Below are 23,980 nucleotides of genomic sequence, written 5' to 3'. Positions count from 1 at the left end.
CGAAATGATCCGCAAGAGGCGTGCGGGCGGGGAGAAGCGGGAGGCCGTTCTCGACGCCGTGGCCGCCGTGCTGGCGACCCGCGGCTACGAGAACACCCGCTTCACCGACGTGTCAGCGGCCGGCGGGGTGGCGATCAGCACCCTGCAGACCTACTTCGGCTCCCGCGAAGACATGATCATCGAGGCCATGCAGGTCTTCACCGACCGGGAGGTGGAGGCCCTGCGAGCGGTGTCCGCCGCCGAGGCCGATCCGTGGCGACGGCTTGTCGCGCTGGTGGACCGGAGCCTGCACAACTCGGAGAGCACAAGGCAGGTCCTGGTCGAGTTCTGGCGCTCCGCGATGCGCGACGACGAACTCCGCGACTACAGCGCCACTGTGCAGCAGCGCTACCGGGAACCCTTCCTGGCCGCCGTCCGGGAGGGCGCCGCCCGGGGGGCGTTCACGCCGGCCCACGACGCCGAGGCGGTGACGGATCTCCTGCTCGCCGCGCTGGCCGGTCTGATCGTCTCGCGGGTTCAGCACCATCCCACGCCGGCATCAGCGAACTTCCGCGACGTCCTGCTGACCCAGCTCAGACTGATGCTGGGCGTCAGCGACTCCGAACCCACACCCGAACGGATCGAGGCACGATGACCACCGTCGAGATCACCCGGTTCCGCGTCCCCGCCGAGCGCGCGGAGGATCTGCTGGCCGCGCGGCCGGCGATGCTGCGCGACTTCGAGGCCGATCGCGCCGGCTTCCTCGGCGCACGGCTGATCCGGCTGAGCGCGGACGAGTGGCTGGACATCGTCTTCTGGGGTTCGTCCGAGGACTACGCCGAATCCCGCCGTCGGGGCGCGAACCGGCCCGGCATCCAGACGTTCTTCTCCCTGATCGACTCGGTGATCAGCGCCGAGGAGGGCACGACGACCGACGTGGTGGGTGCGTGATGCGCGCCGCGTGGTACGACAGGCAGGGCCCGGCACGCGAGGTGCTCGAGGTCGGCGAGCTACCCGACCCGTGGCCAGGCGAGGGCGAGGTGAGGGTTCGGGTCTCGGTCTCCGGAATTCACGTCGGCGACCTGGGCAAACGGCAGGGCTGGTGGGGGTCCACGATGATGTTCCCCCGGGTCGTCCCGCACGGAGACGGCGCAGGAGTGATCGATGCGGTCGGGCTGGGTGTTGATCCGTCGCGGATCGGCGAACGGGTCTGGGTCTACCTCGCCCAGTCGTACCGCCCCTTCGGGACCGCCGCCGAATACACAGTGGTGCCCGCTCGGCACGCCGTGCCGCTGCCCGCCGGGGTGCCGTACGAGCAGGCGGCCGGGCTGGGCATCCCGGGCATCACCGCCCACCGGGCGATCTTCGGCGACGGGCCGGTGACCGGCCAGCGGATCCTCGTCACCGGAGCCCTCGGCGCGGTCGGACGGGCCGCGATGGCGGTGGCCCGTCGGGGCGGTGCCATCGTGATCGCCACGGTACGCAGCCCGGAGCAGGTCGAACACGCGCTGGCAGCGGGTGCGCACCACGCGCTCGACACCGCTGATGGAGACATGGCCACCCGAATCCTCGACTACACGGGCGCAGAGCCGATCGATCGGGTCGCCGAGTTGGCGTTCGACGCGAACATGGCGACCAACCTGGAGGTGCTCCGCAACGGGGGAGTGATCGCCACCTACGCGACCGGCGAGGCCGAGCCGACCATCCCGTACTGGCCGCTCGGCTTCAAGAACATCACCGTCCGGTTCCTCAGCAACGACGACTTCCCGGAGGCAGCGAACGAGGCCGCCGCGAGCGAGCTGACAGCCGCGCTACTCGCCGGCGATCTGCGTTACCCCATCGCCGCCCGCCTTCCGCTGGCGGAGATCGCGCACGCGCACGAGCTGGCCGAACACAGCTCGGCCAGCGGCCGGGTCGTCCTGGACATCTGAAGGGCCCGAAGCGACCATGATCTGGACAGCCGGCTTCCGCACCGCAGTGATCAGCCCGTACGAGCAACTCCAGTTCGGCGAACCCCGGCGCTTCGCCGACCAGACAGTTCGTCAGGTGCTGCACCTGGCCGGCGGCGGTGACGCTCTGCGCGTACGCCTGACGAACCGCTACGGCCGTACTCCGTTGACCATCGGGGCCGCGACTGTCGCCGTCGGCGACCGGCAGGCGGTGCTCACCTTCGGCGGTGCCGAGCACGGCGTCGTGCCGGCGGGCGAAGAAGCCGCCACCGACCCGGTCAGCATTCCCGTCGAGGCCGGCGCCGACCTGGTCGTGAGCCTCTACTTCCCGGAGCGGACCGATCTGGCCACCTACTCCCACAAGCCTGTGGAGGTCGCGCGGATAGCCGGTGGCAACCGGGTCACAGTGCCCGTCCTGCCGAGAGGGGAGCAGGTCGAGGCCCGGTTCTTCATAGCGGGTGTGGACGTGCTCAGCGCCCCGGACACCGCCGTCGCGGTGGCCTTCGGCGACTCCTGGTTCGAGGGAGTCGGCACCACTATCGGCGCGAACCGTCGCTCCGTCGACTTTCTCAACCGGCGGTTGAAGCGCGGGTGGGTGGTCAACCAGGGCATCGCCGGGAACCGCCTGCTGCGCGACGGCGTCGGCGCACACGCGCTGGCGCGCTTCGACAGTGACGTTCTCTCCATCCCCGCACTGACCCACGTTCTGGTCCACTTCGGCATCAACGACCTCGGTCTGCCGGCCATGTTGGGCGAGCCGGCAGTCACCGCCGACGCCCTCGTTGAGGGCTTCCGCGAGCTGGCCGACCGCGCCCACGGCGCCGGTCTGCGGATCGTCGCGGCCACCATCGGCCCCTTCGCGGGCGGTGGCCCGGAGATCAGCACACCGGCGGGCCTCGCCACCCGACGCGAGGTCAACGACTGGATCCGTACGACTGACGCCTTCGACGCCGTCTTCGACGTGGCGGGCGCTGTCGCGGACCCGCACGCCCCCGACCACATCCACCCGGCGCTGGACAGCGGCGACGGCATGCACCTGAACGACAGGGGCGCGGAGGCGATGGCCGACGCGGTGAACCTGGACGACCTGGCGCTGTAGCGCTGGTCGCCGCGATGGCGCGCGCCGACGGGAGCCGTCAGACCCCGAGCACGTGGTTCAGGTGGGGGTTGGTGAAGACGCGGTGCGGGTCGAGCCGGTCGCGGACGGCCTGGAAGTCCGCGAAGCGGGGATACGCGGTGGCCAGCGAGGCGGCGTCGCGGTAGTGCAGTTTGCCCCAGTGCGGGCGACCGCCCAGCCCGGCGGCCACCTGCTCGAAGGCAGTGAAGTACGGCTCGTACGGCATACCGACGTACTGGTGCACGGCGATGTAGGCGTTGTCCCGGCCGTAGCCGTGCGACAGCCAGATGTCGTCGGCGGCGGTGAACCGCACCTCCACCGGGAAGAGCACCTTGAACGGCAGGCCGTCCACGATCCGCTGGAGCGCGGCGAGCGCCTCCGGCAACGCCTCGCGGGGCAGGCCGTACTCCATCTCCACGAAGCGGACCCGGCGCGGGGTGCAGAAGACCCGGTCGGAGCGGCCGGTGTACTGGCGTTCGGTGAGGGCGCGGGCGGAGACCGCGCTGATCCCCGGTGCCAGCGCGGGCACGGCCCGGCCGAGTCGGCAGGCGCCGGCGAAGACCCGGTTGGACAGGAAGTCGTCGTCCATCCAGCCGCGCCAGCGCGACAGCGGCCGGTCGTTGGCCGGTGCCCGGTCGTTGGCCTTGACCTGGACCCGCGACGTGTACGGGAACCAGTAGAACTCGACGTGGTCGTGCCGGCCGATCAGCTCGGGCAGTTCGCCGAGCACGTCGGCCAGTTCGGCCGGTCGTTCGTGGGCGCGCAGGACGAAGGCGTCAACGCAGCGCAGGGTCACCTCCACCAGGACGCCGAGCGCGCCGAGTGACACCCGGGCGGCGGCGAGGACGTCGGGATGCTCGTCGGCGGAGCAGCGCAGCACCTCGCCGGTGCCGGTGACCAGGGTGATCGCCTCGACGAAGGTGGAGAGGCACCCGTAGCCGGCCCCGGTGCCGTGGGTGCCGGTGGAGATCGCCCCGGCGACGGTCTGCGCGTCGATGTCGCCGAGGTTGGGCAGCGCGAGGCCGTGCCGGGCGAGCAGGCCGTTGAGCGTGTGCAGGGTCATGCCCGCCGGCACGGTGACCAGTCGATGGGCGACGTCCACGCTGACCATGGTGTCCAGCTCGGAGAGGTCCATCCGACGGTCGTCGGCGAGTGCGACGGCGGTGAACGAGTGGCCGCTGCCTGTCACCCGGATCCGAGCGCCGTCGGCGGCGGCGGATCTGACGGCTTCTACGACGTCGGTCGGCGAGCCGGGGCGCAGGATCGCGCTGGCGCTGCCACGCTGGTTCCCGGCCCAGTTGGACCATCCAGCCCCGAGCGGTGCGGTGCGGACCATGCGCACTCCTCATTCATGAATATGAACTGACTTCATATCAGGAACGTTCTAGCTGGTAAATACCGCAATTGCGATCCGCTCGTTGTACCGGTAGTCACGGACTCGTGACGTGGAGATATGTTCATCCGTCGAAGGGGGGTGGCGCAGAGTGTCCACACCAGCCGCCACGACCGGGCCGCTGCGCCGCGTACCGGTGCAAGGTCGAAGTGTCGCGCGGGTACAGCGCATGTTGGATGCCTGCGCCGAACTCGTCGACGAGGTGGGGTACGAGGGGCTGACCACCACCCTGCTCGCCGAGCGGGCCGAGGTCGCGATCGGGTCGGTCTACCAGTTCTTTCCGGACAAGCGGGCGATCGTGCAGGCGCTGACCCTGCGGACCATGGAGTCCTACCTCCAGCGCCTCGACGAGAGGTTCGCCTCCGACGAGATGACCCACTGGTGGGACGGCGTCGACGCGGGCATCGACGAGTACATCACCATGCACCGCACCGTCCCGGGCTTCCGTACCCTGCACTTCGGCGACGTGGTCGACCTGCACCTGCTCGACGAGCAGCGGGACAACAACGGTGTGATCGCCGACCAGTTGGCCCGGGTGCTCACCGAGCGTTTCGGGCTCACCGACGTGCCCAAGCTGCGCTTCGTGCTGGAGATCGCGGTCGAGGCGGCGGACGCGCTGATCAAGCTCGCGTTCCGCCGGAAGTCCGAGGGCGACGAGCGGGTGCTGCTGGAGGCGAAGGCGCTGATCCGGGAGTACCTGCACCGCCAGGTCGACGGCCCGGACAACGGCCGGTCCACAGTGGGCAAGCAGGCCGAGGCGCCCCAACCCGCCTGAGTCGGCGCGACGGGCGGGCCTCGGCCGGCGGTGGGGGCGGCTGTCCGGTCTCAGAGGAAGGCCCGCCCCTCACCCCGGTAGGTGGGCACGGTCGCCACTACCGCGTCCCCCTCGATCAGGTGCAGCTCGTTGACCCGTTCACACAGCTCGCCTGCCTTGGCGTGCCGGAACCACACCCGGTCGCCGACGCTCAGCCCGGCCGCCGCCGCTCCGGACAGCGGGGTCTGCACCTCGCCGGCGCCCTCGGTGCCGACCAGCTTCAGCCCTGCCGGCAGCCACGGCCGGGGCAGTCGACTGTCGGCGGCCGGGCCGGAGGCGATCCAGCCACCGCCGAGCACCGTCGCCAGCTCCGGCGTCGGTCGGCGGACCACAGCGCAGGCGAAGAACGCCGCAGGGGTGGGACGCCAGGCGCGGTACGCGTCGAACAGCGTCGGTCCGTACAGGCCCGATCCCGCGGTGATCTCGGTGACCGCGGGATCGGCGCTGGTCGCGGCCACGCTGCCGGTGCCGCCGCCGTTGACGAACTCCAGGTCGGCGTGCTCGCGTACCGCGGCGACCGCCGCGCCGCGGCGGGCCAGCAACTCGCGGTACGACCCACGCTGGGCCAGCCTGATCGCGCCGGCCAGCAGTGTCCTGCCCGGCGGCGCATCGCCCAGGCCGGCGATCTGCGCCTCGTACGACATGAGCCCGACCAGTCGGAAGCCGGGCCGACCGGCGACGGCTGCGGCGAGCGCGCCGGCTGCCCGCGCGCTGTGCACCGGTGAGCGGCGGACGCCGACGTGCACCCGGCCGCGCAGCGGTCGCCAGGAGGCGTCCAGATCCAGGCAGAGCCGTAGCTCGGCGCGCTGCCCCGGGGCTTCGATCGCGTCGATGAGGTCGAGTTGGCCGGTGCTGTCGATCATCAGGGTGATGGCGGCGGCGAGCGTCGGGTCGGCGCCCAGCTCGGCGAGGGCGGCCCGGTCCGCGCTCGGGTACGCCACCAGCACGTCGTCGCTGACGCCGGCGCGGACCAGCCAGATCGCCTCGGGCACTGTGAACGCCATCACGCCCTGCCAGCCCGGCCGCGCGAGCGCTCGACTGATCAACTCTCGGCTGCGGACCGACTTGCTGGCGAGGCGGACCGGTTTTCCGGCGGCGCGATCGGCCAGTGCGGCCGAATTGGCGTCGAAGGCGGTGAGGTCGACCACCGCGTACGGGGGGTCGAGGTGGGCGGTCGCCCGATCCAGGCGCTCGCGAAGTTTGTCGCTTTCGATGGCCACGTGTGCACGCTAACTGTCCGACGGAGAATGCGAAATACCCTCGCGTACGTCCGGGCTGCGGCCGGTACCTCCGGCGGCCTAGGCTCAGCGAGCAGGAGAATGTCGCCCGGGGGGTGGCCCCCACCGGGTCTAGAGTGTTGCACCGGAGGTGCCCAGCGATGGGCCGGCACGTGGAGGTACGGCCATCGAAAGCCAGAACAGCGGCGAGTCGCCCGGCGTGTCGCGCTCGGGTGACCAGTCGGGCAACGCCGCCACGCAGCCCAACGGCGGCCAGGCTGATCCGTCCGGTTATGCCGCGATCCGGTCCGTGCTGCGCATCCGGCCGTTCCGACGGCTCTGGATCGTGCTCGGCGCGGCCTCCTTCGGCGACTGGCTCGGCCTGCTGGCCACCGCCCTCTTCGCCGCCTCGCAGGTGCAGGGCAGCACCGCCCAGGGCGCCGCGTTCGGCGGGGTGACCGCCATCCGGTTGCTCCCCGCGCTGGTGCTCGGCCCGGTGGCCGGCGTCTTCGCCGACCGGTTCGACAGGCGCTGGACGATGGTCATCTGCGACCTGCTGCGCTTCGTGCTCTTCGCCTCCATTCCGCTCTACGCCCTCAGCGGCGCCGCGGGTGGCCTGGTGGTCGGCTGGGCGCTGATCGCCACCTTCCTGATCGAGTCGCTCACCCTGCTCTGGATCCCGGCCAAGGAGGCCGCGGTCCCGAACCTGATCCCGCGGGCCCGGCTGGAAGCGGCCAACCAGCTCACCCTGATCACCACCTACGGCCTCACCCCCGTCGCCGCCGCCATCGGCCTCGCCGTGCTCGACCGGGGCGTCCGTGGTGCCGTCGGCGGCGACCTGCCCTCCTGGGCCGAGCCGGCCCAACTCGCGCTCTGGTTCAACTCCTTCTCCCGGCTCGCCACGGCACTGGTGGTGGCCTTCGGGATCAAGGAGATCAGCGAGGCGCAGCGCGGTGAGGCGGAGCGTGCCGAGCAGAGCATGTTCCGGCAGTTCTCCGAGGGCTGGAAGTACATCGGCCAGACCCCGCTGGTCCGGGGCCTGGTGCTGGGCATCTTCGGCGCGTTCGCCGGCGGCGGCATCGTGGTCGGCACCGCCAAGTTCTTCGCCAACTCGCTGGGCGCTGGCGACGCGGCGTTCTCACTGCTCTTCGGCGCGATCTTCGTCGGTCTGGCGCTCGGCATCGGGCTCGGCCCGATGGTCGTCAAGGAGATGTCCCGACGCCGCTGGTTCGGCATGAGCATCGTGCTGGCCAGCGCCGCGGTGATGACCCTCGCCTTCGCGATCCACCTGTCCATGGCGATCGTCGGCGCGGTGCTGGTCGGCGCCGGTGCCGGGATGGCCTTCCTGGCCGGCACCACGCTGCTGGGCGGCGAGGTGGCCGACGAGGTGCGCGGCCGGGTCTTCGCTGTGGTGCAGATCGGCACCCGGCTGGTGCTGATCCTGGCCATCGGGCTGAGCAGCGTGTTGGTCGGTGTCGGCGGCTCCCGCAAGCTGGAGATCGCCGACCTCGGCATCTCCGTCTCCTCCACCCGACTGCTGCTGCTCGCCGCCGGTGCCGCCGGCATCTTCGCCGGGATCAGCGCGTTCGGCCAGATGGACGACAAGAAGGGCGTCCCGGTCCTCGCCGACCTGTGGGGCTCCATCCGGGGCCGTCCGCTGATGCCCGCCGAGCCGTTCGTCTCCGCCGGGCTCTTCGTGGTCTTCGAGGGCGGCGAGGGCGCGGGGAAGTCCACCCAGCTCACCGCGCTCTCCGAACGGCTGCGCGGGCACGGCCGAGAGGTGGTGGTCACCCGCGAGCCGGGGGCCACCGGCGTCGGCCGGCGAATCCGGTCACTCGTGCTGGACACCTCCGGCGACGACGCGCCCTCCCCCCGGGCCGAGGCGCTGCTCTACGCCGCCGACCGGGCGCACCACGTGGCCACCGTCGTCCGGCCCGCGCTGGTGCGGGGCGGCGTGGTGATCAGTGACAGGTACGTCGACTCGTCCCTGGCGTACCAGGGCGCCGGCCGCACACTGCCCGTCGACGAGGTCTCCTGGCTCTCCTCCTGGGCCACCGGTGGGCTCAAGCCCGACCTGGTGGTGCTGCTGGACGTCGAACCGCGCACCGGCCTGTCCCGGGTGGCCTCGCGCAACACCGGCACCGACCGGCTGGAGGCCGAGTCGGTCGCCTTCCACGAGCGCGTCCGGTACGCGTTCCTCGACCTGGCCGCCGCCGACCCGAAGCGCTACCTGGTGCTCGACGCCTCCCGGCCGGCCGACGAGATCACCGGGCTGGTGGTCCGCCGGGTCGAGGAGATGCTCGGCAAGCCGGGCGGCATCGTGCACCCGCGGCCGGCGCAGGGCCCGGACACCTCGGTGCAACCTGAGTTATCCGACGCGGAGCTGGTGACGATGGAGCACAAGACCTGATGCCGGACGTCTTCGCCGACCTGGTCGGTCAGGACGAGGCGGTGGTCGAGCTGCGGCGCGCAGCCGCCGCGGCAGCCGCCGTGCTGCGCGCTGGCGCTGCCGCGTTGGTCACCGCCGGCCCGGCCAGCGGTGACGGGTCCGCGGCCGACGACGCAGTGAGCGGCGGGCTGGACCCGTCCGCCGGGATGACGCACGCGTGGATCTTCACAGGGCCACCCGGCTCCGGCCGCTCGGTCGCCGCACGGGCGTTCGCCGCCGCACTCCAGTGCGTGCACGGCACCGGCTGCGGTGAGTGCCCCGGCTGCCACACCACAATGGGCGGCACCAACGCCGACGTGCGGATGGTGGTGCCCGAAGGGCTCTCCATCGGCGTCGGCGAGATGCGCGCGCTGGTACTCCGCGCGGCCAGCACCCCGTCCGGCGGGCGCTGGCAGGTGGTGGTCATCGAGGACGCCGACCGGCTCACCGAGGCCGCCGGCAACGCGCTGCTCAAGGCGATCGAGGAACCCCCGCCGCGGACGGTCTTCCTGCTCTGCGCCCCGTCCACCCACCCGGACGACATCTCGGTGACCATCAGGTCGCGCTGCCGGGTCGTACCCCTGCGGCAGCCGCCGGCCGAGGCGGTGGCCGAGGTGCTGGTTCGCCGGGACGGCATCGCCGCCGACGTGGCGCAGTGGGCGGCGGCGGCCGCGCAGGGTCACGTGGGTCGGGCCCGCCGGCTGGCCCGCGACCCGGAGGCCCGCAAACGACGCGAGGCGGTGCTCGCGGTGCCCCGCCGGTTGACCGGTGTCGGCGCGGCGTTCGACGCGGCGTCCGCGCTGATCGAGGCGGCCGAGGCGGAGGCCGAGGCGTCGGTCACCGAGGCCGACACCACCGAGCGGGCGGCACTGGAGACCGCGCTCGGCGCGGGCGGCACCGGCCGGGGCGCGGCCGGCGCCATGCGAGGCGCTGCCGGGCAGCTCAAGGAGCTGGAGAAGCGGCAGAAGTCCCGGGCCACCCGGGCCCAGCGGGACGCACTGGACCGGGCGCTGGTCGACCTCGCGGGCTTCTACCGGGACGCGCTCACCATGGCGCTGCGCGCACCCGTCGCCCCGGTGCACACCGACACTGCCACGCTGGCCGGCGCCGGCGCGCAGAAGTGGGACGCCGAGGGGTCGCTGCGCCGGTTGGAGGCCGTGCTCGCCTGCCGTGCGGCGATCGAGGCGAACGTCAAGCCGCGGATCGCGGTCGAGGCGATGATGCTCGCCCTCTGGAAGGGCTGACCCGCACCTCCGGCCGTTGTCCACAGGCATCGACAGGCCCGATTGCGGTGCGGTACGGTCCCTGTGCCGTGGTGACGGTGGCACCACACTGAGTGATGGATCACCCGGGAGGAGTCGGCCGATGCCGCGGGGGGAGATCGACGAAGCCTGGATCGAGGAGGCGGTGCGACGCTACCGCCGGATCGAGTCCCTCCAGGCCGAGTTCGACCAGGCGGTGTCGACCGTCGAGGTGACCGTCCGCTCGCCGGACGGTCTGGTCGAGGTGGTGGTCACCGCCGGTGGACGGATCACCGACGTCCGGTTCCTCGGGCCGCTGCACACCCGCAGCCCGCGCGACGTTGCCGGTTCCGTGCAGGCGGCGGTCACCGCAGCGGCCGACGCCGCCGAATGGGCCCGGGAAAAGCTGCACAACGAGACGTTCGCCGCCTACCGACCGCTCGCGGGGGCCTGAGATGGACACGCTGCGCGCGCTCTCCGCCCGACTCGACGAGGCGAGCGCCACGCTCACCCTCGTTTCGCACACCGTCACCGCCAGCGATCCGGCTCAGGCCGCGTTCGGCGCCGACGCACCGGGCCGACCGGGCGAGATCGGTCGGGCGCTGCACCGGCAGTGGACCACCGCCACCGACGACCGGGCTCGGGAGGCCCGCGCCGCCGCCGGTCGACTGGCCGCCGCCGCGGCGGCCGTGCGGGAGGCCGCCGACCGCTACGCCGAGGTCGACAGGGCGGCCCGCCGCCGGCTCACCGGGGAACCGTGATGGACGCGCTGGACCGGCTCGCCGAGCCCGGCCTCGACCTGCTCCGCCGGGTGGACAGGCTGATCGCTGCCGGTGTCCCCGAGGGGCACCGGGTCTGGCCGCTGCTGCGCCGCATGCAGGTGCTGCCGGGCGACGCGGTTCGCAGCTTCCTCGACCTGCACCCGGCGCCGCTCGCCAGCGCCGGCCACGCGGTGCGCCGGCTCGTCCGGGGGTACGACGACGTCTCCGCCGCGCTCACCGACTCGGTGCTCTGGTCAGGTCCGGCCGCCACGGCGTACGGGCAACAGCGGGCGGCGCTGCTACGCCACCTCGACGAGGGGCCGGACAGCCTGGTCGGGCGACTCGACTCCACAGCCGGTTACGCCGACGCCCTCGCCGACTGGGTGGAGGGCAGCCGTCTCGCGCTGGCCCGCACATTGGCCGACGTGCTCCGCTCTGCCGAAGCGGTCGCCGTGGTCGCCGCCACCGCCACCGGTGCGTCGACGCGCCCCGGGCCGGTCGGGCCGGGTGTGGCCGACGCCGCCGAGGTCGCCGCACGGGTGCTGGCAGTGCTCTGCGTCGCGTACGACGGTGCGGAGACGCTGCTGCGTCAGTGGGCGCCGAGCCTGGCCGAGACCGCGTGGCGTCCGCCAACGGACGGGCGTCCCCGCTACGACCAGCCCACCCGGGTCGGCTGGTAACCGGGCCGGCCGTGGCAGCGTTGCCTCGGACAGGCCACGGCGTCGCTCGCGGGCGCCTGACCTGAAGCCGGCGCCCACGGCGACGCCGTGGTCTTCCCCCTGCACCCCCCGCAGGTCTGCCTCCACTCAACGCCGCCGAGGCACGTCTTGTCTCCTGCCCGGCCCCGGATTCAACCGTCCGGGCGAGCAGCAACGGCACTACGGGACGCCCGGCAATAGGTCGAGTCGACGGTCATGAATGGCAGCGGGGCGTAGCCGGCCGGTGCGCCTTGTGCCGTGACCCGTCGTAGGGTGGGGGGATGGGCATGCTCTGCGCGGTCAGCTTCAACCGGTACGGGCGGCTCTACTACCTCGACCCGGGCGAGTTGCGCCCGCAGGTGGGCGACCGGGTGCTGGTGCCCACCGATGACGGGCCCGAGGTGGCGGAGTGCGTGTGGGCCGCGCAGTGGGTGACCGAGGAGACCGACGGCTTCCCCCGGCTGGTCGGGCTGGCCGGCGACGACGACCTGCGCCGGGACGAGGTGCTGCGAAAGCGCAAGGCCGAGGCCAAGGTGGCCGCGAAGCGGCTGATCCGTTCGCACGGCCTGCCGATGAAGGTGGTGGCGGTCGACCACGTGCTCGGCTCCGCCGAGGGCGGTGAGCGCAGCACCGTCTACTTCACCGCCCCGCACCGGGTGGACTTCCGGTCCCTGGTCCGCGACCTGGGCGCGACCCTGCACTGTCGGGTGGAGCTGCGCCAGCTCTCCGCCCGCGACTCCGCGCGGGTGCAGGGCGGCATCGGCTCCTGCGGTCGGGACCTGTGCTGCGCCACGTTCCTCACCGACTTCGAGCCGGTGACCATCCGGATGGCGAAGGACCAGGACCTACCGCTCAACCCGCTGCGCATCTCCGGCGCGTGCGGCCGGCTGATGTGCTGCCTCAAGTACGAGCATCCGCTGTACCAGCGCTTTCAGGAGACCGCCCCGGCGGTCGGCAGTCGAGTGACGACGCCCGAGGGTGACGGCCGGGTCGTCGGCCACAGCGTCCCCCGCGACGCGGTGACCGTCCGCCTGGACGCCGACGGCTCCCGCTGCTCCTGCTCCCGAGCCTCCGTCTGCGCCCCCCGCCAAGCCCACGACCAGCACTACACCCCCTAACCCCCCCGCCCCCGACCCCCCGACCCCCCGGGTCCGTCAGTCCCGCGTTGATCATGAAGTTATTGCCATGACAGGCGGCGTGTCGGCGCAATAACTTCATGATCAACGGAGGGGTGGGGTGGGGTGGGGGGTGGGGGGTTAGTGCAGGACTGTGGGGGGTTCGGTTAGGTGGGGGGTCAGGGGGGACTTGGGGATCAGCCAGCTCTGGGTGGGGGACTGGTCGGGGTTCACTTGCCAGTCGCGGGAGACCCGGTCCACCCCCAGCGGGTAGATGGTCAACGTGCCGTCAGCGTCGATGCGTAGTCGCAGGAACGACTTGGAGTCTTCGATGCCCTGGCCGGCGAAGAGCTCGTTGACGTTCACTCCGAAGGAGCCCGCCACCAGCAGGTACGCCGCCACCAGCTGGCTGGCGACCAGACCGATCACCGGGCCGTAGAGCACCGCCGCGGCGACCGCCGGCAGTGGCCACGGCCAGTCGTAGAACGGCAGCGCCAACCAGACCCAGGTGCCGGCCGCCCCCAGGGCCACCTGCGCGACGCCGTGGCCGACGCCGAGGATCCAGTGCCGCGCGTGACGTTTGCCGCTCGCGCTCGGCGGCTTGGCGAACAGGGCCGCCGCGATCACCGTCACGAGCACCATCACCACCAGCGGGACGCTGAACAGCCGCTGGTTGGTGCTGTCGGCCCAGTTCGCCGTCGCACCGGCCATGGCCAACATCAGCAGGGTGTGCAGGGTGCCGAGCAATGTGGTGAAGCCGGGATTGCGCAACGGCAACCGGGGGAAGATGCCCCAGCCGTAGCGGCGCGACCGCGCGGCGTCCGGGTAGCGGGCCACCAGGTCGTACGGCTGGGCGGAGCTGGCCTTGCGGGTCGGCGTGTCCCGCGGTGGCACCTCGATGCGCTCGGGCAGCTTGTGGGTGGGATAGAGGTACGCGCCGCCCCCACCGCAGGTGATCAGCTGCCGGTCCGGCCCTGAGTAGCGGGCGTAGTGGTGCAGGTCGCCGGAGAGCAGCAGCCGCACCCGCGCCCCGGTCGGGTCGATGATCGTACGGATGAAGTAGTCGATCGAGTCGTACGCCGTGGGGTTGTCGGCGGCCTTGACCCAGGTCGGCGCCGGCGCCGCGATGATCACCTTGCACTCCGGCCCGAGTCGCTTGGCCACCTCGTCGAAGTAGGCCAGCTGCGGGTCGTCGAGGTACGAGCCGGACTGGTCGTCCACGCCGAGCAACCACCAACCGGCCGGCAACTCCACAGCGAAGTACGACCGGGACTGCCCGGTGCCCCAACCCGCGAAGTTGCGGTCCCGGGAGCGGACGAACAACCGCAGGAAAGCGGTGAGGCCGTCGTACCAGTCGTGGTTGCCCGGCACCGCGAAGAGCGTGGGCTTCTCGGCCGGCGTCACCGGCAGGGCGGCCTGGTAGGGGCCCTTGCACCGGTCCTCGTACGCGGCGTAGGCCGCCGACGGGTACACCTGGTCGCCGCCCATGACCAGGGTCTGCGCCCGGGGCAGGCGGTGCCCGTCGACGGTCAGCTCGGGCTGCGCCAGCAGGTACGCCACCGAGTAGGTGGCGTTGAAGCCGTCACCAAGGTCGGCCACGTAGTCGAGCCACAGCCCGCCGTCCGGCCCGACCTGGCGGAAGATGCCGTCGCCGAACGCGTTCTGCAACTCGCGCTTGTCGAGGTACGCCCCGAAGAGCACCGCCAGCAGCGTCCGGATGCCGGTGCTGATCAGCAGGAACGGTGCCAGCCACGGCACCGGCTTGCGGGGCGTGAAGCCCAACTCCAGCGGGTCGGTGCTGCGCGGCCGGTGGGCGGCGCGTTCACCGGCCGGCGGGCGGTCGGGACGCTCCGGGCGGGGGGAATCGTCGCGTTCGTCGCTCACCCGCCGCAGCGTAGTCCCGGGCCCGATCATCCGCTGTCCGGTAAGCGTCCAGATGGCGGCCGATGTCCGGTTGGTGCGGGCAGGCGCGACGGGGGTATCCCGTTCGGTCGGTGCCTCCGGGGTGCCGTACACTTGCTGATCGTTGCCGCCTTAGCTCAGTCGGCTAGAGCGACGCACTCGTAATGCGTAGGTCGACGGTTCGATTCCGTCAGGCGGCTCCACAGAAAGGCCCAGGTCACCGGCTTGATCGCCGATCATGACCTGGGCCTTTTGCTTGCCCTCGCTAGGCCGAGCCGTCAAGGGGTCTCCGGTGGAGAGAGTCGGCCCGCAATTGTGCGGGGCGCCTACGCGGCATTGCCCTTTCGTGGAGTCGACATGCATCGAACGTGCCGCTCGGGGGCGACACGTGGCGACAGCAGGCGAGGTGTTGGCCGAGCTGAGCGGTACGGGATGACAGTCGACGGCAGCAGACGATGCGCCGCACCCGCGTTCACACCGAAGAGACCTGACGGGCTAGTTCGGGCCGCTGGGCCGTCGAATGAACTGTCGATCGCGGGCGCTGACCGAAGCCGTAGGGCCGGCCGCTCGGAGGACGACATCGAGGACCAGGTCCGGGTCCGCTACGTAGGCACCACTTGCCCACGCGGCATTTGCCTCGATCACGGCCCAGTAGCCGTCGACCAGTCCTACGTCCACGACGATGGCGGAAGGCAGCGCGTGCCCATATCCGGCGAGGAGGTCAGTGCCGAAGGCGAGCGCGTCGGTCGACGGAGGGCCGAGGTGCAACCGGCCGTGCGCGGCGTACTGGCTGCCTGCGTAGACCACACCGTCGAGCAGGTGTAGCCGGTGCTCGGCGGTGAAGTCGACGATGTCGCTGACGAGCACTGGAACTCGTCGGTCGACAGCATCCGAGCCGGGCAGGCGCGAGCCATCGGTGTAGATCATCGCCGGGATGTTCTTGTCGTTGGGCGACTTGATGAACGCCGGCCGACGGAGTTCGTAGGCCTCGCCGATTGGGACCAGGATGATCTCCCGGCGGGTAAATTCACGGGGAAGCCTGGTCAGCCAGCCAGGTTCAGCCTCCAAAGGCGCGATCCCGAGCAGCGGTGCGACGACGTCGGCGAAGCTTGGTCCCGCATGAAGGTGATCAGCACGCAACCCAGCGGGTACCTCGAACGTGGGGAGCTGAACGGTGCCCAGTCCGCGGCGGTGAGCCGCGTCGCGCAAGGTCTGAGCCGAGGCTGTCAGGCGCGGCGGCAGGACAAGTGTCACGATCGATGATCCTGCCCCAACACACCGCCACCGTTACAGCGGTTATCAGGCGATCCGTGACGGACACGGGTGGCTTTCGACAGCAACGGCGACAGCGACGGGCCGGGACGAGGACAGCCGCCGGCCGCCAAACACGGACAGTCGTCCGAGGTCGGGGATCCGGACGGACTCCGCCAGACGAAGCGCCTAGAACTTGTAAGCGAGAAGTCGAGGACTGGCCGGTCAGGCCGCTTGCAGCCGCCGTGTGATGTCGATGAGAGCGGTGAAGGTGTCCCGGTCGGAGTCGGTCGGAAGTGGAAGTGGCGTGGCGACCTGATGGTGACGGCGGAGGTAGTCCGCTGCGGCGGCGGTTACCCCGCCTGCCCCCAACCCTGGGCCTGATCTTCGGTGAAGTACTGCTGTAGGGCTTCAGCGGCCCCAGGGCCGTTTAGGAGGACCAGGCGGTGGACCAGCATCGGGGGACCGACTCGTAATGCGTAGGTCGACGGTTCGATTCCGTCAGGCGGCTCCAGGCGTAAGGCCCTGACCAGCAGGAGTGCCGGTCAGGGCCTTCGCTCATCCAGGTAGGCCTGAACCGCCTTCCCGTCGGCCGACGATGATTCCGCCGAGCCGGCTCTCCGCCGAGGTGACGGTGGTCTGCGAGTCGACGGTGAACCCGTGCTGACGCAGCCAGGCCGCCACCTGGGCTGGCTGTCGACGATGGACGTGCACGTTCATCGGGTGGCCGCCGTAGCCCTCTGTCTTGAGCGTCGTCTCGTCGCCCACGTGAAACCCGAGCAGCAGGGGCCCGCCGGGCCGGACCACCCGCCGGAAGTGCGCGAACACGGCGTCGATGTGGTCGTCGGGGATGTGGATGAGGGAGTACCAGGCGACCAGGCCGGTCACCGAGCCGTCGGGCAGATCGAGGTCGGTCATCGAGCCGACCTCGAACCTCAACTCGGGGTGATCACGGCGGGCCACCTCGATCATCCCGGGCGAGAGGTCGATCCCGAAGGCGTCGACGCCGAGCGTGTGCAGGTGGGCGGTGATGCGACCCGGCCCGCAGCCCACGTCCGCGACCGGCCCGCCGCCGGCTGCCCGTACGAGATCGGCGAACGACGTCAGCGCGGCTCGTTCGTGCGGTGCCTGGGCCAACAGGTCGCGTACCAGGCGGGCGTAGCTGACCGCGACAGTGTCGTAGGAGGTGCGGGTCTCCGGCAGCCAGTCGTCTGTGGTCACCACGCCAACGCTAGTTGAGCGACACACTGATGGCTGACCATGCCGAGCCGACACTTTGGAGGCGTCCACCCATGACTTCCGCACCGGTGATCGTGAGTCTGCCCATCGCCGACCGCGCCACCTCCTACCGCTTCTACCGCGACGGCCTCGGCCTCGACGCCGTGGGCGAGTTGGCCGACGACGGCATCCCGGAACCGTTGCAGTTCGTGGTCAACGACGGGCTGCGGCTGATGCTCGTCCCGGCCGGCGGCTTCGGGTGGGTGATCGGCCGACACGAGGTCGCCCCGAAGGGCCAGAGCGAGTGCCTGCTCAACCTCGGTGTCGCTTCGTCTACCGACGCGGACAGGGTCGTCGACCGGGCCCGCGCGGTCGGCGCCGAGATCATCACCGAGCCGGCGGACCAACCCTGGGGGTACGCGGGGGTCTTCGCGGACCCGGACGGTCACCTGTGGATGGTGTCCGCCGACCCGAAGTCCTGAAAGCGTCGGTGCCGGTGGTTACGGTCCGACGGTGACAGTGACCACCGATACCCCTCAGACGCTTCCCACCCCCGCCGACGAGGCCCGGCTGTGGGCGCTCATCGAGTCGGCCTGGGCGGAGCTGGGCGAAGAACCTCTGGCCCTGCGCCAGGCCCTCGTCGAGCGCGACCCCGCCGATGACGACGACGATGACGGTCCGTCCTACGCGGTCGACGCCTGGCTCGATGCCTTCCTGGATCGTCTCGGGCAGTTGACCGTCGAGCTGAGCGGGCAGGAGCTGACCGACCTCGACCGGGTGGTGGAGCGCAAGCTGCACGACATCGATCGGGAGGACATCCACGAGGTGACCGACGGGTCGGACGACGGCTTCCTCTACGCCCGAGGTTTCATAGTGGCCCTGGGTCGGGCGTACTACGAAGCGGTCCGCGCCAACCCCGCGATGGCGCTGCCCGACGCCGACTGCGAGGGCATGTGTTATCTCTTCGCGCACCTGCACAACGACAGGTTCGGTTCGTGGCCGGAGACCGGCTCCGGGATCTCCCGGGAGTCGTTCGGCAACCCGGCCGGCTGGTCGGGCTGGCGTGGCGACGAGCCGGCTCCCTCGGGCCCGGCCGAGGGGCAGCCGACCCGGCCGGCCGGCGCAACTCAGGCGTAGATCTTCGTGACGTACTCCGGGCCGTAGTACCGTTCCAGATCTTCGAGGCTCTCCGTCGACGCCTCGACCTCCTTGATCAGGCGTGCCCGGGACGGCAGCGCCTCGGGCTGCCAAGTCTCCGGCCGCCACAACGCGGACCGTAGGAACGCCTTCGCGCAGTGGTAGAAGATCTGTTCGATCTCCACCACCACGGCGAGCACCGGCCGGTGCCCCTTGACGACCATGTCGTCGAACCAGGGAGCGTCGCTGACCAGGCGGGCCCGCCCGTTGATCCGTAGCGTGTCGGTCCGCCCGGGGATCAGGAAGAGCAACCCGATGTGCGGGTTGTCGAGGATGTTGCGGTAGCCGTCGGCCCGCTTGTTGCCGGGCCGCTCGGGCAGGGCGATCGTGGTGTCGTCCAGCACCAGGGCGAACCCGGCCGGGTCGCCCTTGGGCGAGACGTCGCAGCTGCCGTCCGCGCCGGCCGTGGCCATCAGGCAGAACGGCGAGGCGCCCAGCCAATCGCGGTCCCGCTCGTGCAGGCGGGTGCGTTCCTTGTTGGCTGCCCGCGCGCTCGGGACGCCGAGCAGCTCGCGCAACTCCTCGTGCGAGGTGATCTCCACCGTCACGTTGATCCTCCTCAGGCGTTGACCCGTTGGCGGGCGCCACCAATCGTCAGCCTAGGCCGCCGTGACCAGCAAGAGGTTTGTGCCCGGTCGCCGGGGGTACGGCCTGACCCGACGCGCCCGCCGCAACGAGACCGTTCCGCAGCGCAGCCGACCAGTGGAGGCCGGAAGATGGAGAGCCGACTCAAGGTGCTGGGTCACCCGGTCCATCCGATGCTGGTGATGTTCCCGGTCGCGTTGCTGGCCACCGCGGTGCTGTTCGACGTGGTGGACACCGTCGGCGGTCCCGACTTCCTCGGCGAGGTCGCGTACTGGAACATCACAGTCGGCCTGATCGGCGGCCTGCTCGCCGCGGCGGCCGGCTCGTTCGACCTGCTGGCGATCCCGACCGGCACCCGCGCCAAGCGGGTGGGTCTGCTGCACGCGGGCGCCAACGTCGCGGTGATCCTGCTCTTCGCCGCAGTGTGGGCGGTGCGGCTCAACGCGGATTCCCGGGCCGCCGGCGGGGCACTGGTCGCCATCGAGGTGGTGGCGCTGGCGATTCTCGGCATCAGCGCCTGGCTTGGTGGCGAGTTGGTCGACCGGCTCGGTGTGGGCGTGGACAGCGACGCCGGCCTGGACGCCCCCAGTTCACTTCGGCCGCCGACGGCCACCCAGCGGATCGGAGAGGTGTGATGAGCGAGCAGCAGTTCGGCGGCTTCGGCCGGGGGTGGCGCGGCAGCCGGCAGCAGGGCTGGGACCCGATGGGGGAGTTGCAGTCGCTGCGCTCCGAGTTGAGTCGCCTGGTCGGTGGTCGCGGCGGGGGGTCCGACGTCGAGTTGACCGAGACCTCGGACGGCTGGGAGGTCGTCGTCCGGCTGCCCGGGGTGGCGCCGGAGGAGGTGGCCGTCGAGTTGGACGACCGCGAGTTGTGCGTGCGGGCCCGCTCGGAGGCGGAGGTCAACGCCGACCAGGGCATTCCCGGCGGCTTCGAGACGCGCGGTTTCGAATACCGGGTCACCCTGCCGGCGCGGGTCGACCCGGACACCATCGACGCGGTGATGGACCACGGCCTGCTCCGGGTCCGGCTGCCACGGGCGACCCGGCCCGCGCCGCGCACCATCACCGTCGGCCGCACCGGGCCGCGCTCCGGCGACCTCTCCACGGGTACGCCGATGCCAGCCGATCCCGCCGCGGACCGGGAGCTGCACCGCCCGGACACCGCCGGCGAGATCGACCGGCCGTAGCGGGCCGGGTGGTCACCCCGTCCGTGCTCGGCCCGACCGCCGAGCGCCTTCCCGACGTGCGGCGGATCGCCGTGCTGCGCGCCAACGCGCTCGGTGATTTCATCTTCGCCCTGCCGGCGCTTGACGCGCTGCGCGGCGCGTACCCCGCGGCGGAGATCGTGCTGCTCGGCGCGCCGTGGCACGCGAAGCTCTGGCGCGACCGGCCCGGCCCGGTGGACCGGGTGCTGGTGGTGCCGCCGGCAGCCGGGATCCGTACGCCGGAGCCGGGCGAGCCGGAGTCGTCGATGGACGACTTCGTGGCCGCTGCCGCCGGTGCGGAATTCGACCTGGCGGTGCAGATCCACGGCGGGGGTGCCAACTCCAACCCGCTGATCAGTCGGCTCGGCGCCCGGTTGACAGTGGGTCTGCGCGCCGACGACGCGCCGCCGCTGGACCGGTGGCTGCGCTACGTCTACTACCAGCACGAGGTGATCCGCTACCTGGAGGTGGTGGCGCTGGCGGGAGCGCCGGCCACCACCATCACGCCGACGCTGGCGGTGACCGCCGCCGACCGGGCCGAGGCCGCCCAGGTGCTCGGCCCGGCCAGCCGTCCCCGGGTGGCGTTGCATCCGGGTGCCACCGACACCCGCCGCCGCTGGCCCGCCGAGCGCTTCGCCGAGGTGGCCCGTGCGCTGCACGAGGACGGCTACGAGGTGTTGGTCACCGGCACACCCTCCGAGCAGGAGGTGGTGGACCGGGTGGTCGCTGCGGCGCAGGTGCCGGTGCGCCCACAGGTGGGCACGCTCAGCCTGGGTGGGTTGGTCGGCTGCTACGCCGACTGCGCGTTGGTCGTCTCGAACGACACCGGCCCGCTGCACCTGGCCGCCGCTGTGGGCGTGCCCACAGTGGGCATCTTCTGGGTCGGCAACCTGATCAACGGGGCCAGCCCGCTGCGGGGCCGGCACCGGCCGATCAGCTCGTGGACGGTGCACTGCCCGGTCTGCGGTGTCGACTGCACACCGGGCATCTATCCGCACCGGCCCGGCGACGGTGACTGCCCGCACCGGGACTCGTTCGTGACCGACGTACCGGTGATCGAGGTGCTGGAAGCCGCCCGGGAGTTGCTCACCCCGTAGGTCAGGCCGGCTGCGGGGTGTCCTCGTCGGCGAGGACGACCTCCCACGCCTCCACGTCCCGGTCGGTGACGGTGGTGGGGGACTCCAGGTGGTACGCGCCGCTGGGCAGGATGCCCGCGCCGCCGTAGCGGGACAACACGGCGAGTTGCGCGGCCACGTCCTCCCCCTGGTGCTTCTCCTGCACCCGACGCCAGAAGTCGAAGCCGCCGGCGTCGACGAGCTTGGCCCGGTCGTAGAGCACGCACCCGCCGATCCAGGAGACCTTGTACGCCCGCCACGCGCCCGGCGGCAGCGCCAACTGCTCGGTGATGTGCAGCAGGTTCGCGGCCGAGTGGATCCGGGCCCGGTTCCACTGCGGGGTGTCGGGTCGGATCCGCTCCGGTGTGGGCGGGCCGACCCACTCCTCGTAGTGGCAGTGCGATTCCGGCCGTACGTCGTCGGTGTACGAGAGCCCGTGCACGCCGTTGCCGACGAACCCGCAGCCCAGCTCACCGATCGCGGTGACCAGTCGGTGCAGCGCCCCCGGTTCCAGCCAGATGTCGTCGTCGAGGCTGAGGACGTACCGGGCGGCCGAGGCGGCGAGCAGGTACGCCCGGTGTTCGGCCAACCCCCGTCGGGGCAGCCGGCGGGTCAGCAGCACCGGGTGGCCCCGGTGGCGTAGCGCCCGGACCATGGTGGCCGCCGCCGGATGCGTGTACGCCGGATCCCCGTCGGACTGGTCGCTGACGACCACGCCGAAGCCGGGCACCCCGTCCTGGGTGGCGAGTCCGCCCAGTGTGACGGCCAGCTCGGCGGGCCGGTTCCGGGTCGGAATCAGCACGTCCACCAGCCGGTCGGCGCGGAACTCCTCCGGGGTGCCGAGGTCCAGGGGGCGGTTCACGACGCCTGGGTGCGGGTGCGCAGCGACGGGTCGGGCTCCCGGTCGTCGAGGTGTGGCGACGGGTCCTGGCTGTGCGACCGGATCCGCTCGATGATCGCGGAGGTGGACCGGTCCGGCACGTACCCAAGGGTGCGCACCTGGCCGCCGAGCCGGCGCACCAGCGGCGCCTCCGGCACCAGCTCCGGCGGATAGTCGCCGCCCTTGACGTACACGTCCGGTCGGACCGCCTCGATCAGCGCGGCCGGTGAGTCCTCCTCGAAGACCACCACGTGGTCCACGCAGGCGAGCGCGGCGAGCAGGGCACCCCGGTCCTCGACCGGGTTGACCGGCCGGTCCGGGCCCTTCAGCCGTCGTACGCTGCCGTCCGAGTTGACCGCCACGATGAGCAGGTCGCCCAACGCGCGGGCCTGTTCCAGGTAGCGCACATGCCCGCGATGCAGCACGTCGAAGCAGCCGTTGGTGAAGACCACCGACCGTCCCGCCTCGCGGTACTCGGCGACGATCGCGTCCAACTCGTCGCCGCCGACCAGCGCGGGGTGGCTCGTGGTGTCGGTTGGCTGGTCCAACGCGGCGAGCAGGTCGTCGCGTCGGCACACGCAGGTGCCGGTGTCCGAGACGGTGATGGTGGCAGCGAGTTGGGCGAGTTGGGCGGCGGTGGGCAGGGGCGCGTCGGCGGCCAGGGCCAACGTCATCGCCGCCAGGTACGCGTCGCCGGCACCCACCGCGTGGCTCGCCGGCACCGGGGTGCTGTGGCTGCGTCGTGGCTCCCCGTCGGCGCCGCCGACCACAGCGCCCTCGGTGTCCAGGGTCACCGCGACCACGTCGGCACCGGTGTGCGCACGCAGTTCGGCAAGCCGCGACTGGGCCAGGACCGCCCGGTCGACGCCCTCTCCGGCCCGGGTGTTCACTGTGACGCCGGTGCCGGTGACGCTGAGCCCGTCACCGGTGAGGGCGACACGTCCCTCGCCCGGGGTCGGCTCGCCGACCGGTCCCGGGCGGTCGACCCGGGCCAGCTCGGCGGCGGTGTCGTCGGCGCGTACCGCCCCCGGGGCCGCGCCGACCGTCATTTCGGACGGTCCGTCGACCGGGTCGCCGTCCGGGTGTTCCAGGTGCAGTTCGGTCCCGCCGGTCGGTCGGGTCGTACCGCCCGCGCGGGCCAACAGCCGGGTCGCCTCGGCGAAGCTGGGGGTGACCACTGTCGGCGCGAGGCCCCGCCAGTCGGCCAGGTCGTGGGCGTCCAGCGCGACTGTGGCGTACCGCTGGCGGTTCTCGACCAGCCACGCGCGGACCGGCGCGGGCAGCGCGCCCAGGCCGTAGTCGCAGACCACCAGTGTCGGCGCCTCCCCACCGGCGGCGGCACGCAACTCCTCGGTGGCGCAGCTCAGGGCGGTGAGCAGCCGGGTCACCCCCTCGTGGTCCAGCGCGTCCTCCGGGTCGCCGGAGTCCTCACGCAGCAGGATCTGGTTGCCGGCCAGCATTCGCCGCTTGACCGGGGTGGGTCGCCCGGGCTGGTTGACGGTGCGGTCCCAGACGCTCGCGCGGTCCAGGCAGTCGTGCAGTTCGTCCCCGGCGACGTCGGCGCCGACCGGTGCCACCAGCACCGCCCGACCGCCCAGGGCCGCGACGTTGACTGCGGTGTTCGCGGCCCCACCGGCGGCGGAGATCCGCCGGCGCAGGGTGAGGACCGGGGCGGGCGCCTCCCGGCAGAGCCGGTCGGAGTCGGCGAACCGCCATTCGTCCAACATGGCGTCACCGACGATCAGTACTGGGCGTCCGAGCCAGCTCTCCACGACGGTGGCGAACCGGCGCTGCTCCGCTGCTGCTCCTGCCATGCCTCCCCGGGTCCCCAGCGGCCTGGCGGACAAACCTGCGCGCCGACCGGGCCCCGCCGCTGCTCAGGTGGTCTTCGGCGGCCCCTGACCGGTCCTCGCCCG

General features: G+C 71.9%; 24 protein-coding genes and 1 tRNA gene. 17 read left to right on the top strand and 8 right to left on the bottom strand.

Going from position 1 to position 23,980, the window contains the following annotated elements; genetic code table 11:
* The first annotated feature begins 4 nt into the window (after window positions 1–4).
* From AB0B94_RS01855 to AB0B94_RS01840, 4 genes are read left to right on the top strand one after another with little or no spacing between them, the layout of a single operon-like run.
* Window positions 5–634, top strand: coding sequence for a TetR/AcrR family transcriptional regulator (locus AB0B94_RS01855; RefSeq protein WP_357267311.1), 630 nt, complete (start codon window positions 5–7; stop codon window positions 632–634).
* Window positions 631–930: a hypothetical protein gene (locus tag AB0B94_RS01850; protein WP_357267308.1), complete on the top strand. Its 300-nt coding sequence runs from the start codon at window positions 631–633 to the stop codon at window positions 928–930. Before AB0B94_RS01855 ends, AB0B94_RS01850 begins: the two co-directional genes overlap by 4 nt.
* Window positions 930–1,910, top strand: a complete 981-nt coding sequence (locus AB0B94_RS01845) for an NADPH:quinone reductase (protein ID WP_357267305.1) — start codon at window positions 930–932, stop codon at window positions 1,908–1,910. The genes AB0B94_RS01850 and AB0B94_RS01845 overlap by 1 nt, the downstream gene beginning before the upstream one ends.
* Before the next feature lie 16 nt (window positions 1,911–1,926).
* Complete coding sequence (locus AB0B94_RS01840) at window positions 1,927–3,027, top strand: GDSL-type esterase/lipase family protein (RefSeq protein WP_357267302.1); 1,101 nt, start codon at window positions 1,927–1,929, stop codon at window positions 3,025–3,027.
* A 37-nt stretch (window positions 3,028–3,064) separates the two neighbouring features.
* Here AB0B94_RS01840 and AB0B94_RS01835 read toward each other — a convergent pair whose 3' ends face one another.
* Entirely contained in the window at window positions 3,065–4,381 is a 1,317-nt protein-coding gene (locus AB0B94_RS01835) for a D-arabinono-1,4-lactone oxidase (RefSeq protein ID WP_357267299.1), read from the bottom strand.
* A 226-nt stretch (window positions 4,382–4,607) separates the two neighbouring features.
* Between AB0B94_RS01835 and AB0B94_RS01830 the strand changes: the two genes are divergently transcribed.
* On the top strand, window positions 4,608–5,213 hold the full coding sequence (locus tag AB0B94_RS01830) for a TetR family transcriptional regulator (RefSeq protein ID WP_357267296.1): 606 nt from the start codon (window positions 4,608–4,610) through the stop codon (window positions 5,211–5,213).
* A 50-nt stretch (window positions 5,214–5,263) separates the two neighbouring features.
* Here the strand turns inward: AB0B94_RS01830 and AB0B94_RS01825 are convergent, their stop codons facing one another.
* Window positions 5,264–6,472: an amino acid deaminase/aldolase gene (locus tag AB0B94_RS01825; protein ID WP_357267293.1), complete on the bottom strand. Its 1,209-nt coding sequence runs from the start codon at window positions 6,470–6,472 to the stop codon at window positions 5,264–5,266.
* A 307-nt stretch (window positions 6,473–6,779) separates the two neighbouring features.
* On the opposite strand from AB0B94_RS01825, the gene tmk reads away from it, so the two are divergent.
* The 6 genes from tmk to ricT all read left to right on the top strand — a co-directional run bounded on the left by tmk (window position 6,780) and on the right by ricT (window position 12,715).
* Window positions 6,780–8,879 carry a dTMP kinase gene (gene tmk / locus AB0B94_RS01820; protein ID WP_112677647.1) on the top strand — a complete coding sequence of 700 codons (2,100 nt, stop codon included), beginning with the start codon at window positions 6,780–6,782 and terminating at the stop codon, window positions 8,877–8,879.
* Window positions 8,879–10,141, top strand: coding sequence for a DNA polymerase III subunit delta' (locus AB0B94_RS01815; RefSeq protein ID WP_357267290.1), 1,263 nt, complete (start codon window positions 8,879–8,881; stop codon window positions 10,139–10,141). The genes tmk and AB0B94_RS01815 overlap by 1 nt, the downstream gene beginning before the upstream one ends.
* Before the next feature lie 121 nt (window positions 10,142–10,262).
* Window positions 10,263–10,592, top strand: a complete 330-nt coding sequence (locus AB0B94_RS01810; protein ID WP_007454690.1) for a YbaB/EbfC family nucleoid-associated protein — start codon at window positions 10,263–10,265, stop codon at window positions 10,590–10,592.
* 1 nt (window position 10,593) lies between these two features.
* A complete protein-coding gene (locus AB0B94_RS01805) occupies window positions 10,594–10,899 on the top strand; it encodes a hypothetical protein (protein WP_030334249.1) in 306 nt (101 codons plus the stop codon).
* Complete coding sequence (locus AB0B94_RS01800) at window positions 10,899–11,579, top strand: hypothetical protein (protein WP_357267287.1); 681 nt, start codon at window positions 10,899–10,901, stop codon at window positions 11,577–11,579. Before AB0B94_RS01805 ends, AB0B94_RS01800 begins: the two co-directional genes overlap by 1 nt.
* A 299-nt stretch (window positions 11,580–11,878) precedes the next feature.
* Window positions 11,879–12,715: a regulatory iron-sulfur-containing complex subunit RicT gene (ricT, locus tag AB0B94_RS01795; RefSeq protein ID WP_357267284.1), complete on the top strand. Its 837-nt coding sequence runs from the start codon at window positions 11,879–11,881 to the stop codon at window positions 12,713–12,715.
* A 138-nt stretch (window positions 12,716–12,853) separates the two neighbouring features.
* On the opposite strand, the gene AB0B94_RS01790 is transcribed toward ricT, so the two are convergent.
* Window positions 12,854–14,626: a metallophosphoesterase gene (locus AB0B94_RS01790; RefSeq protein WP_357267281.1), complete on the bottom strand. Its 1,773-nt coding sequence runs from the start codon at window positions 14,624–14,626 to the stop codon at window positions 12,854–12,856.
* Between the two features lie 114 nt (window positions 14,627–14,740).
* On the opposite strand from AB0B94_RS01790, the gene AB0B94_RS01785 reads away from it, so the two are divergent.
* A tRNA-Thr gene (locus AB0B94_RS01785) sits at window positions 14,741–14,817 on the top strand.
* Between the two features lie 292 nt (window positions 14,818–15,109).
* Here the strand turns inward: AB0B94_RS01785 and AB0B94_RS01780 are convergent.
* Together AB0B94_RS01780 and AB0B94_RS01775 are read right to left on the bottom strand one after the other, a co-directional pair.
* A complete protein-coding gene (locus tag AB0B94_RS01780) occupies window positions 15,110–15,868 on the bottom strand; it encodes an ATP-grasp domain-containing protein (protein ID WP_357267278.1) in 759 nt (252 codons plus the stop codon).
* A 555-nt stretch (window positions 15,869–16,423) separates the two neighbouring features.
* Window positions 16,424–17,086, bottom strand: a complete 663-nt coding sequence (locus AB0B94_RS01775; RefSeq protein ID WP_357267275.1) for a class I SAM-dependent methyltransferase — start codon at window positions 17,084–17,086, stop codon at window positions 16,424–16,426.
* Window positions 17,087–17,157: 71 nt separating this feature from the next.
* Here AB0B94_RS01775 and AB0B94_RS01770 point away from each other — a divergent pair, with 71 nt between their 5' ends.
* A complete protein-coding gene (locus tag AB0B94_RS01770) occupies window positions 17,158–17,565 on the top strand; it encodes a VOC family protein (protein WP_357267272.1) in 408 nt (135 codons plus the stop codon).
* 31 nt (window positions 17,566–17,596) lie between these two features.
* A complete protein-coding gene (locus tag AB0B94_RS01765) occupies window positions 17,597–18,220 on the top strand; it encodes a DUF4240 domain-containing protein (protein WP_357267269.1) in 624 nt (207 codons plus the stop codon).
* Here the strand turns inward: AB0B94_RS01765 and AB0B94_RS01760 are convergent.
* On the bottom strand, window positions 18,211–18,828 hold the full coding sequence (locus tag AB0B94_RS01760; protein ID WP_357267266.1) for a pyridoxamine 5'-phosphate oxidase family protein: 618 nt from the start codon (window positions 18,826–18,828) through the stop codon (window positions 18,211–18,213). The two genes, AB0B94_RS01765 and AB0B94_RS01760, sit on opposite strands and share 10 nt — an antisense overlap.
* A 168-nt stretch (window positions 18,829–18,996) precedes the next feature.
* Between AB0B94_RS01760 and AB0B94_RS01755 the strand changes: the two genes are divergently transcribed.
* The 3 genes from AB0B94_RS01755 to AB0B94_RS01745 are packed head-to-tail and all read left to right on the top strand — an operon-like array spanning window position 18,997 to window position 21,166.
* Window positions 18,997–19,500 (top strand): DUF2231 domain-containing protein, encoded by a 504-nt coding sequence (locus AB0B94_RS01755; protein ID WP_196920715.1) that lies wholly within the window; start codon window positions 18,997–18,999, stop codon window positions 19,498–19,500.
* A complete protein-coding gene (locus AB0B94_RS01750) occupies window positions 19,500–20,051 on the top strand; it encodes an Hsp20/alpha crystallin family protein (protein WP_238668835.1) in 552 nt (183 codons plus the stop codon). The genes AB0B94_RS01755 and AB0B94_RS01750 overlap by 1 nt, the downstream gene beginning before the upstream one ends.
* Before the next feature lie 8 nt (window positions 20,052–20,059).
* Entirely contained in the window at window positions 20,060–21,166 is a 1,107-nt protein-coding gene (locus tag AB0B94_RS01745; protein WP_357267261.1) for a glycosyltransferase family 9 protein, read from the top strand.
* A gap of 1 nt (window position 21,167) precedes the next feature.
* Here AB0B94_RS01745 and AB0B94_RS01740 read toward each other — a convergent pair whose 3' ends face one another.
* A complete protein-coding gene (locus AB0B94_RS01740; protein WP_238668838.1) occupies window positions 21,168–22,046 on the bottom strand; it encodes a glycosyltransferase in 879 nt (292 codons plus the stop codon).
* Window positions 22,043–23,878, bottom strand: a complete 1,836-nt coding sequence (rfaE2, locus tag AB0B94_RS01735; RefSeq protein WP_357267256.1) for a D-glycero-beta-D-manno-heptose 1-phosphate adenylyltransferase — start codon at window positions 23,876–23,878, stop codon at window positions 22,043–22,045. Before rfaE2 ends, AB0B94_RS01740 begins: the two co-directional genes overlap by 4 nt.
* Between the last annotated feature and the right edge of the window lie 102 nt (window positions 23,879–23,980).

It is taken from the genome of Micromonospora sp. NPDC048986 (assembly GCF_040649335.1).
Taxonomy (GTDB): Bacteria; Actinomycetota; Actinomycetes; order Mycobacteriales; family Micromonosporaceae; genus Micromonospora; species Micromonospora alfalfae.
The sequence above is the reverse complement of the archived record's forward strand: the minus strand, read 5'-3'. Positions and strand labels throughout refer to the sequence as shown.

Excerpts from the sequence above, each read along its gene's own strand:
- AB0B94_RS01855 (WP_357267311.1), top strand. The coding sequence starts at position 5 with ATGATCCGCAAGAGGCGTGCGGGCGGGGAGAAGCGGGAGGCCGTTCTC.
- AB0B94_RS01850 (WP_357267308.1), top strand. The coding sequence starts at position 631 with ATGACCACCGTCGAGATCACCCGGTTCCGCGTCCCCGCCGAGCGCGCG.
- AB0B94_RS01845 (WP_357267305.1), top strand. The coding sequence starts at position 930 with ATGCGCGCCGCGTGGTACGACAGGCAGGGCCCGGCACGCGAGGTGCTC.
- AB0B94_RS01840 (WP_357267302.1), top strand. The coding sequence starts at position 1,927 with ATGATCTGGACAGCCGGCTTCCGCACCGCAGTGATCAGCCCGTACGAG.
- AB0B94_RS01835 (WP_357267299.1), bottom strand. The coding sequence starts at position 4,381 with ATGGTCCGCACCGCACCGCTCGGGGCTGGATGGTCCAACTGGGCCGGG.
- AB0B94_RS01830 (WP_357267296.1), top strand. The coding sequence starts at position 4,608 with ATGTTGGATGCCTGCGCCGAACTCGTCGACGAGGTGGGGTACGAGGGG.
- AB0B94_RS01815 (WP_357267290.1), top strand. The coding sequence starts at position 8,879 with ATGCCGGACGTCTTCGCCGACCTGGTCGGTCAGGACGAGGCGGTGGTC.
- AB0B94_RS01810 (WP_007454690.1), top strand. The coding sequence starts at position 10,263 with ATGCCGCGGGGGGAGATCGACGAAGCCTGGATCGAGGAGGCGGTGCGA.
- AB0B94_RS01805 (WP_030334249.1), top strand. The coding sequence starts at position 10,594 with ATGGACACGCTGCGCGCGCTCTCCGCCCGACTCGACGAGGCGAGCGCC.
- AB0B94_RS01800 (WP_357267287.1), top strand. The coding sequence starts at position 10,899 with ATGGACGCGCTGGACCGGCTCGCCGAGCCCGGCCTCGACCTGCTCCGC.
- ricT (WP_357267284.1), top strand. The coding sequence starts at position 11,879 with ATGGGCATGCTCTGCGCGGTCAGCTTCAACCGGTACGGGCGGCTCTAC.
- AB0B94_RS01790 (WP_357267281.1), bottom strand. The coding sequence starts at position 14,626 with ATGATCGGGCCCGGGACTACGCTGCGGCGGGTGAGCGACGAACGCGAC.
- AB0B94_RS01770 (WP_357267272.1), top strand. The coding sequence starts at position 17,158 with ATGACTTCCGCACCGGTGATCGTGAGTCTGCCCATCGCCGACCGCGCC.
- AB0B94_RS01755 (WP_196920715.1), top strand. The coding sequence starts at position 18,997 with ATGGAGAGCCGACTCAAGGTGCTGGGTCACCCGGTCCATCCGATGCTG.
- AB0B94_RS01750 (WP_238668835.1), top strand. The coding sequence starts at position 19,500 with ATGAGCGAGCAGCAGTTCGGCGGCTTCGGCCGGGGGTGGCGCGGCAGC.
- rfaE2 (WP_357267256.1), bottom strand. The coding sequence starts at position 23,878 with ATGGCAGGAGCAGCAGCGGAGCAGCGCCGGTTCGCCACCGTCGTGGAG.